The following is a 9,276-nucleotide window of genomic DNA, read 5'->3' on the forward strand; positions in this document are numbered from 1 at the left end:
TGATGAAACGCTTTTGAAACGCTCTCTATGATATTGTCCTCCTGTCGAATATTCTGTTGACATTCTTTCACTTTCAGGAGGTATTACCATGTTGTCCCGACGAATTACGCACATCGTTCCGGCTATCATGGCTTTAGTGTTACTGCTGATTGCCGTCATGCCTGCGCTGGCCGGTCCTCCGGATCACGAAACAACCCCAATATCTGACGTGTTTTTGCTGGCCGAATGTGACGGTTTCAATGTCATGGATGCCGTTGAGGGAACCCGGCAAAGCACCACGTTTTATGACCAGGAGGGCGAACCTGTGAGGATTTTGGATCACAATAGGGCTCGCGATCGCATCTATAACACGGAGTCGGGCTTTGAGGTCCACAGTCGATGGGCGCAAAATGTGAAATACTATGCGCCTTTCGATACGTGGGGTACCACATCCGGGCTGGGCTGGAACGTGACCGTGCCCGGATACGGTTCCGTGTGGTTCGAGGCTGGACATTGCACCTACGACTCAGAACTTGGCGAAGCATCTTGCACCGGTCACAGAGTATACGATGAAGCGGCTTTGTGCGAGGCAATGGATCAGTAGACTGCGGCGGTTGCACCAGAACTCTCCAATAGAAGATAGACTCGGGTAAAATCCAGTTGGGTCAGCCTCGGTGAATGGGCTGACCCAACTGGACTCCCGGGCTATTTGTGTATTTCGAGGAAATCGATGGCCATCACCTACTATCTGGCGAATCGCGAATCGATCGACCGATATATCCAACGTCGACAGAGCCGCGACGAACAAGCGTATCAGAAATGGGCAGCTCAACCGACGCCTCGTATCGAGCGTTTGCGGGCCATTCGGGAACAACAGGCCAGGTACGAATGAACTTTGAAACCAGGGGTTTGAGGGTGGCCACACGAGCGGCGATGATGCTGGCAAACTCCCGGTCTCTATCAGGAATCACTTCAATTCGCACCAGGCTTCACAGGCCGCGTCTCACTGCTGACCTGGTGAAGCGACCGGTCCCTGGTTAGCCGCAGCCGCCGCCGCCCGTAGGTGCCTGCTTCTCGATCTTCACCTTGGGGGTGAACTCGATCTCCTTGCCGTGTTCTCGCAGGTTGGACGTGGGGTGATTGTGCCCCAGGGCAGCGTCCAACTCGTAGCGCAGTGTTTCATCGCCGCCCGGGATGGACGCAAAGGGGGACTCGCTGCACATGGCGATGAAGTTGTTCAGGCCTCCTTCGAGGATGTAGGTGTTGGCGACCCCCTGGCCCACAAGAGTCTTCCATCCCTCGGTGGCGCGGGTCTCATCGTTGCTCATCAGGACGACGATTGTGCCTGGCGGACCGGCTTTGAGATCTTTTGCCAAGCCCTCCAGCTGGTCGAGCGGCACGCGTTCGGCGTCCTTGATGTGGAACAGATTGTAATCAGCTTCGTCGCGCACGTCCAACATGACCAGGTTGACCAGCGAGTTGAAGAAAACGTCACGCAGCTCGGCGGGATGGATCTGCACCTCCCGGTTGTCCAACATGGGTTGTTTCTCGGCAGCAACGCGTTGCCAGCGCTGGTCCGCGGTGGGTTGGCCGATCAGCATCACGGCCAGTCCGCCCATGAGCAGCACCCCGGCCCCGGCGGAAACCCACCGGCTAATCTGTTTGACTTCCAGCCCGTCCTTTTGGCGCATCGCCCGTTCGATCTGCTCCGCTCCCCAGAGGGCGAATACGCCCATCACAGTCACCAGGAACACGGTGATGCCGGTGGGAAGGCCGAGCAGGTCGGGCAAGGTGAGACGTCCCAGGTAGGTGGATTCCCAGAAGTGATCGAAGTAACCGGAGGTTTCGCCGAAAAGCACGATGCCTCCCAGGATGCCCATGAGGAAAAAGAGAGCATCTTTCTTGAGGGTGGCGAGGGATGCCACCGAGGTGCCGGGACAGAAGCCGCCGATGATGAAACCCACACCCAACAACAGGCCGCCCAGCATGCCGGGAACCAGATAGGTGGGCGGCACCCAGATGCGGTCGTAGTCGAGCAGCCCCAGGCCGGCCGCGCCGAAAATCAGCACCATGGCCACCAGAACGGCGCTGAACATGACCTTGAAGACGGTCATATCCCGCAGATAGAATTGCGCTGTAAGTTTGGTGGAACGGCCAAAGCCCACCATCTCCAGCGATGCCCCGAATCCCATGCCGATCAAAAGGTAGATGAGATAGGTTCCGAATTTGCCGACGATTTCGTTGAGTGCAAAAGGCCCCATGAGTGCCTCCGTGTCAGTGATTAGTGATTAGCGGGTAGCGGTCAGTGGTCGGAGGTCCGATCACGTCCAGAGTTTGCGTACGAAGTAGGCCAGGGCATAGCCGCCCACGAAGAAGCACAGCAGAAAGGCCCAACTGCCGACTGAAAGTGTGGCGCCGCCTGACAGGCCCTGCCCTGACGTGCAACCCCGCGCCATGCGAGCGCCAAAGCCGGCGATGACGCCACCAATAAGGGCGAACAGCCAACGCTGGTGGTCGGTGATGCGGGGACCGCGAACGGTTTCAGCTTTCACGCGCCGCCCGACCAGACCGGAGATCAGCCCGCCCAGGAGGATGCCCACCGTCATCAGTACGATCCAGTGGTCCATAGCGTTCTTGTCGCCGCCAGCGTAGTGGATCAGGTAGGAGACCCGGTCCACGTGCTCGGGCGCTACCAGATCAATGGCCCAGATGATCAAGCGGTTGAGTCCGCCCGAGGCGCCCAGGCCGTTGCCGGTGAGGAAGAAGGAAAGGAACAGAACCACGCCCATAAACAGGCCGCCGAGATAGGGATTGACGAAAGGCCGGGGTTGGGACTTGCTATCGGATTCTGCCGTGGCGGGCAGGTTTTTTGTGGTGTGCGTTGCTGTGGTCATAACGGGAACTCTGCTCCTATTTGGGCATGCCGCCGGGTGGCGGACCTGCTATAAAAAAGTCACTTTGGAGGTCCAGCAGGACGATGGTCTTGACGATCATGCTGCCGGGTGTTCATGCACTTCTACCTTGTCCCAACCGGTGATCATTCCTTCAAGGTCGGCGGTGACGGTCGATCCGGTGGTCGTCAAATAGACATGCAGGATGACGAAGGCCACGAAAAACCAGGCGACCAGCGTGTGCAGGGGCGCCAGGATGGGCAGGAAGATCGCCAGCTGGGGCCACCAGCGGGTGCCAAACATGAACAAACCGGTCAGGATCTGGAGCGGCAGAAGGATATTGAGTATGGCGAAGTAGGTAACCTGCTGCAAAGGATTGAGCTTCTGCTCGGGCGTCTTTTCGAAGGGGTGGTCCTCGCCCCGGAAGATGCCTCTGAGATAGAAGTCCACCTGCGTGATGCCACGCCGGAAGAAGCCATGTGGTTCGGGCAGGTATTGCTTGATCTCGCCACTGGCAAAGTGATAGAACACGGCGAACAGGGCATTGATCACCAGGAGGATGGAGAGGATATTGTGTATAGGCACCATCAGCCCAAAATCAGCCCAGCCGAACCAGTCAGGCCGGTGGATGACGATACCGGTAGCGATCAGCAGCAGGATGACGATGGCCTGCGTCCAGTGCCAGAGCCGCTCGTAGAAGGTGTACATGTAGACTTCCTTCAACTCATGCTCCTGGCGCGGATATCTGGCGGCCTGGTAGAGGCGATAACCGCCATGCACGATGATGCCCAGCAGGACGCCCAGCACGGCCAGCCAGCCGATGATGTCCACCAGTGGCACGTTGTTGTGTCCTGGAAGATAGAGGCCATCTGCTTCTACGTTGGGCTCGTAGAGCAGGGCGCCACTGTCATCGACGGTGAACTGGCCCGACTGGCTTATGCCACTGTTGGCGCCAAAGGCCGGCAGCACGCCCCCTGGCGTGTACGGGCCCAGGATCATGCCCTGGGCGACGCGCGAGTCTTCACTATGACAGGCATCACAATCTTTGGTGGCCCAGTCGCTGGAGACGATGTTGTGGCTGATGTTATAGGGCAGCACCTCGCCGAGAATGCGTGGATTCTGCAGGCCCAACGCCTGCAGCTTCTGCTGGATGAGCGCTGTTTTGGCATCGCTGTCCAGCCTGAGCTCGACTTCATCGATTTGACCGTCGTGGTTGGCGTCGAAAGCGGCCAGGATCTCAGGGTGATAACTATCGCCATCCAGATAGACCGCCGTTAAGTCCTCGATGCGCACGGGCCGCTCGGGATCGCCGTGCACCCAATACCAGGAGGTGATCAGGTTGAATGGAGCTAGCCTGGTCTGGCCATCGGCGCCCTCGAACGGCAGCAGAACCGGCTGGTAGCCGGTCATCAGATCCCGCGGGTTGCCGCATTCGCCTTCGACGCCGCGGTGGGTCGTCTGCGCCTGGCCGTCCAGCGTGAGCACCGTCCAGTCGTTCTGCTCAAGGCCGGCTGTATACATCTTGGGGACGTGGCAGGACTCGCAACGAACGGCGTTCATGTGAGTCTCTTTATAGGGCAACCAGTCGTGGGTCTCTTCGATGCTATGGCAGTCCTCGCATTGGCGCATCGAGCCGCTGAACTCGGGAGCCAGCGTATGCTGGGCCGTATCACCCTTGGCGAACTGGTGACTGGGACGATAGAGGTATGCGCCGATATCCTGGCGCCGGGGATCGTAAGTCAGATAATCGGGCCGGGTGAGATCCGATTCCTGCTGGTAGTCGGGGTTGTTGAGGGAGAAGTGGCAATCGGTGCAGCGCAGGTTGCGCTCGGCATGGATGTCCCAGGGCAGGGTCAGGCTTTCCTTGCCGGCCATGTTCATCCCGGAGTCGGAGAGACGCTGGCCGGAGTAGATCTGGCCGGTGCGCATGGAATTCCAGTCGGTTGCCTTGATGTCAGCGCAGATCAGGGGATCGCTGCTTTCGTGGACCGCGCCGTGGCACTGACCACAGTTGGTGGAGGTTGGGCCTTGCAGGGTGACGAACTCAGGGGCCAGCTCACCGTTCTCCTGGAAGGCATCCCTGTTCCACGTCCAACCGTCGTCCTGTTTTTCCACAATGCCGGTACCCAAAAGGGTAGCCGTGTCGGCCCAGCCAAAGTCTCCTGCCTGCAATTCCTCCACCCGCGCATCGTTGTTGGACTGCGGCATGTGGCAGAGGAAGCAGTTCATCTCGACCGTGCCCGAGTCGCTCCAATCCCAGGCAGCCGTCGTGCCCGTGTTGGGATCGTGGGTACTGGTTTCCGGATCGCCCGGCGTGGCCTCTAACTCGGCCAAAGGGAGGCCATCCTGGCTGAGCACGGCCGGCCCGCCGCCCGCGTGCCTTTCGCCGAACAGCTTGATCCAGTCAGGCGTTCCCAGATCGAAAAGCTCATCGCCTTTGGGCGTCAGGTAGCGATAGTTGATAGGGTCCCACTGGCCGAATAGGCCACGGCTCATGTCCCAGGGCCGCCCGTCCGGCACCTGGCCAGGTGCCACCATGTGATCCGAACCCAGGGAGGTGTGGTAACTGTGACTCTCGATGTAGGCCGTATCATGACAGGCGCCGCAGGTCTGCATGGTGGACACAGGCTTGCCGGACTCCAACACATTCAGGCCATCCTCATCGAGGAAGGGGAAGGTGGGATGCAGGGGCGATGGGTCGGCGAAAGCTGTTGCGGCCGCGCTGCCCATCAGCAAGAGCGCAACAAAGGCCAGGGTAGCCAGACGCCAGTGACCGAACAAGCTGCGAACGGGGCTCATTGGGCGCCTCCCTTAGCAGTCTCAGAGGTCTCGGTTGCTTGCATCTGCTCGGCGCGACCACCGTAGAACATGGGATCGCCCTCGTAGCCCAGGGCGCGCCAATCCAGGACTCCCTCTCCTTCCGCGGTGTGGCAGTTATCGCACTGCAGGGCCTGCTCCTTGGGGGCCACCATGTGGGTAATGGGCCAATACATGTCGGTGGGCGCGAAATCGTATTCGCCACTGTAGGCCATGTCGTTGGCCTCGGCGCCCAAGCGGGCAGCCTCATCCCAATTGAAATCGACCCAGTAGCCGCCGTCGCCGTAGGTTTTAGGGGGCAGCAGGTAGTTGTACTGGCTGTCGTAGATCTGACTGGCGTGGTGGACCTTGAAAGGCCAGATGGTGGCGGTGGGATCATCGATGCTGCCCGTGGGTTGGTTGATGTTTGTCACCTGCGCAGGATCGATTGTGTCTCCCAGGAAGTAGCGCTCCGTGCCACCGTTATACCAGGCATACTCGGGCACGACGCTGTCTTCGTACACGAACTCTCCCTTGATCTTCAGATACTCGTGGGGGTCTTGCGGGATATCCTGCCCGGCTTTCGACCAATCCCATTCGACCTTGGTGGCCTTCTTGCGGGCGAACTCGGGAATGTGGCAGGTCTGGCAGGCCACAGTCGACGTGTGCACGTTGAGCCGCTCGTCCTGGTGAGGTGTTTGGGAATGGCAGTCGGTGCAGGCGATCTGGTTCTCGCTGTCCATGCTCACGGAAATGGAACGACCGCCGATCTGATGCTGCTCGGTACGGTGGCAATCGACGCACACGAAGTCATACTTGCCCATGTGTACATCCAGATCATCCTTGGGATGGGTCAGCGAGGTGTCCAGGTCACCATGTTTGACGGCATCGCCGCCGCCACCGTTGAAGTGACAGCTCCCGCAGTTGTCGCGGGTTGGAAGGCCGACGTTCTGGGCGACAACGGCCAGATCTACGCTCTCCGCCGGACGTCCGGCGTTTTGTTTGATATAGGTGCCTGTCTGGTCGTGGCAGACCAGACAGTCTATCTTGGTCTGATCGGTGAAGTCGAAATTCTCATCTTCCCAGCCGTAACCGGCATGGCAAGCGGTGCAGGGTGGCCAGTTGGGTGTGATGCCGATACAGAAGTTGTTAATGACGTGCTTTTTGCCAGTCAAAACGGCTTCAGGCTGATCCGGGAGTTCGTACGGTCCATGCTCCCAGGTGAAATGTGAGGAATGCAGCATCTGTTCACCGGACTCGGGGTGGCATTCCAGACAGGCCTGGGTTACCTGCTCGCCGGTTTCGAACGGTCCGGTCAATGCGGTCACGGTGTGATCGGTGTGCGTGGGATGTTTGGGCACGTGGGCCCAGGGATCATCGGCCTGGGCGGTCTGTTTGGGCAGAAGTAGAATCAGCGCCACCGCAATTACAGCGATGGTGAGAAGGGCGCCGATTAGCCAGGATTTTTTCGATTTAAGCATGGGGGGTCACTCTATTCCTGCAGTGTGTGTGAATTCGTGAAACTTGCGGCGGGATCGATTGAACAACGAAAGAGCGATCAGATTGCGCTCATTTCAGCAATGGTGCGGAGGCGACCCATCAGTTCGGCTCGCTCTCGACCGATGTCCTCGAAGGTATGGGCCACTTTCTCCAGCCAGCGGCCGATCTGGTTGCGCATGCGTTGGTCCAGTACGGGCAGCTTGCTGGCGGCAGCGGTGAGAACCTGGCCGTCCAGTTCATGGGTCTGGGCCAGGCGCTGCACGCGTGCCGTTTCTTCGGCGGGATCGGGCGGCCGGGCGTAGAATTGGCCGGCGATCAGCATGGCCGTCAACTGGCCGCTATCCAGCTCGATGCGGGCACGGGCGTATTGCAGGCCGGCATGGCAGTTGACAAAGGCAGGGCGCTGCTCCGACTGCTGGGCCAATCTGCGCCAGGATTCCTGGCAGGCCCGCCGTCCCGAATCGCTGCTCAGGATGAGCCGGCAGAAGGAGCAGGTATTGCTGATCTCGGTCAATGGCTGGCCCTGAGGATCGGTCGTTACCGAGCCGACCTGGGCCACTTCGGCGAAGACGTCCTGGGTGGCCTGAACACATTGAAAGGGCAGCACGTCCTCGCTGAGGACGCTTTCCGTCGGGAGGGAATGCCCCCCCGACAAAAAAGCCTGCACCTCCTGACGATCGAATCGCCACTGATGACCGATTTTTGTTCCGTTGAGCCGGCCATCTTTTAGCATGCGGTAGATGGTGGTGCGGTCTACCAGCAACAGGTCCTGCACCTGCTTGGCGGTGAGAAGTTCGGTCATGGTTGGTTATCCTGTCTCGTAAAACTGCAATAGAATACCATAGAATACCATAGAATGCGATAAGAGAACGCAATAAGTCTAGCATGTGTTGAAGTGGGAGTCTATGATATAGATCATAAGGTACTGCTGGGTCTTGCCGTGCCAGTTGGCGGGATCGTCGCCTGTGTTCACGTCATTCCCGCGACCGCTTCGCCATGACAGACGATCCGAGACAGAGGTGGGCTGGGCGGTCGGCGGGAATCCATTGACTGCCTGGACCACGCGTCCACGGGGTGATTCCGCCGTCCACGTCGATGGACACCCGCCTTCCTCACGGAACGCCCGCTGGCGAGCCGCGGGAGTGACGATTCCTGGGAGACACCATCGTGGCGTCGAGGGGGGTTTTCTTGCCTCACAGCGATCTCCGCGGCCGGGTGCGCTCCTCGATGCGCGGACTACAGAATGCGATCAATGACACCAGGCAGGCCATGGTATATTCTCTGGTGAAGGCCAATTCACTTGAAGGGAGGACAGCCACGACCTACCAGTACCATTGTACCTTAGCAAAGGATATTCTGACCAACGGTGTTTCCTGGCCAACGCAGCGTCAAGTGGCTCCTGGTACAGATTTGCATTTTCTTCCCACCTGGGGTACATGGGAAAGAGGGTTTGATCCCGCAGGTAGGCGCATCGCTGCTCATGGGAGCGTTCAGAGCGCCCCGCTCACCAGGCTCGTTACCGAAAGGACGATGATGAAGTTTATCAGGAAACTGAAGCCGGCTGTGCCCAGGTCGTGGCTGTTTCTCGTGGCCGGGGCCATGTGGACTGCAGTGGGACTGATGCTGCTCTGGCGGGCGTTGGGCTGGTTGCAGGACCTGGACCTGGCGCTGGAGGCGACGCTGGGGCTGCTGGGCATTGGTCTGGCTTTCCTGGTTTATCGCTTCGGCTTCACCCACACCGCGCAGACGAATATCGCGCGCCTGTGCCGCTTGCCAGATAGCGTGTGTGTGTTTGCCTTCAATTCCTGGAAGAGCTATCTCATCATCGTTGTGATGGCCACCCTGGGCATTGCCCTGCGCCAGTCCCCCTTGCCGCGCACTTATCTGGCGGTCATCTACACGACTATTGGCGGGGCGCTCTTTCTGGCCAGTATGCACTTCTACCAGCGCCTGTGGCTGGTGGCCTATCGCAAGCAGCCCTGCCTGGCCGAGGAAACGGCGACGCGGGGACGCGGGGACGCGGAGAGGGGGGACGCGGGGACGCGGGGACACGGAGAGGGTTTGGACCACGAAGGCGCGAAGGGTGCGGAGGGCGCGAAGGACGCGGGGA

8 protein-coding genes are annotated in these 9,276 nt (G+C 59.5%); 3 read left to right on the top strand and 5 right to left on the bottom strand.

Going from position 1 to position 9,276, the window contains the following annotated elements:
• Positions 1-88: 88 nt before the first annotated feature.
• Positions 89-583, top strand: coding sequence for a hypothetical protein (locus U9R25_16680; protein MEA3337536.1), 495 nt, complete (start codon positions 89-91; stop codon positions 581-583).
• A 126-nt stretch (positions 584-709) separates the two neighbouring features.
• On the top strand, positions 710-871 hold the full coding sequence (locus tag U9R25_16685) for a hypothetical protein (protein ID MEA3337537.1): 162 nt from the start codon (positions 710-712) through the stop codon (positions 869-871).
• 145 nt (positions 872-1,016) lie between these two features.
• Here U9R25_16685 and U9R25_16690 read toward each other — a convergent pair whose 3' ends face one another.
• The 5 genes from U9R25_16690 to U9R25_16710 form a co-directional block, all read right to left on the bottom strand.
• Positions 1,017-2,240 (bottom strand): rhodanese-like domain-containing protein, encoded by a 1,224-nt coding sequence (locus tag U9R25_16690; protein MEA3337538.1) that lies wholly within the window; start codon positions 2,238-2,240, stop codon positions 1,017-1,019.
• A gap of 60 nt (positions 2,241-2,300) precedes the next feature.
• Complete coding sequence (locus U9R25_16695) at positions 2,301-2,873, bottom strand: YeeE/YedE thiosulfate transporter family protein (protein ID MEA3337539.1); 573 nt, start codon at positions 2,871-2,873, stop codon at positions 2,301-2,303.
• Positions 2,874-2,969: 96 nt separating this feature from the next.
• Positions 2,970-5,669: a cytochrome b/b6 domain-containing protein gene (locus tag U9R25_16700; GenBank protein MEA3337540.1), complete on the bottom strand. Its 2,700-nt coding sequence runs from the start codon at positions 5,667-5,669 to the stop codon at positions 2,970-2,972.
• Positions 5,666-7,147, bottom strand: coding sequence for a tetrathionate reductase family octaheme c-type cytochrome (locus U9R25_16705; protein ID MEA3337541.1), 1,482 nt, complete (start codon positions 7,145-7,147; stop codon positions 5,666-5,668). Before U9R25_16705 ends, U9R25_16700 begins: the two co-directional genes overlap by 4 nt.
• A 77-nt stretch (positions 7,148-7,224) precedes the next feature.
• Positions 7,225-7,968, bottom strand: a complete 744-nt coding sequence (locus U9R25_16710; GenBank protein MEA3337542.1) for a PocR ligand-binding domain-containing protein — start codon at positions 7,966-7,968, stop codon at positions 7,225-7,227.
• A 728-nt stretch (positions 7,969-8,696) separates the two neighbouring features.
• Between U9R25_16710 and U9R25_16715 the strand changes: the two genes are divergently transcribed.
• Positions 8,697-9,276 (top strand): hypothetical protein (locus U9R25_16715; GenBank protein MEA3337543.1); only part of this gene is annotated, 580 nt, incomplete at its 3' end.

It is taken from the genome of Chloroflexota bacterium (genome assembly GCA_034717495.1).
Taxonomy (GTDB): Bacteria; Chloroflexota; Anaerolineae; order JAAEKA01; family JAAEKA01; genus JAYELL01.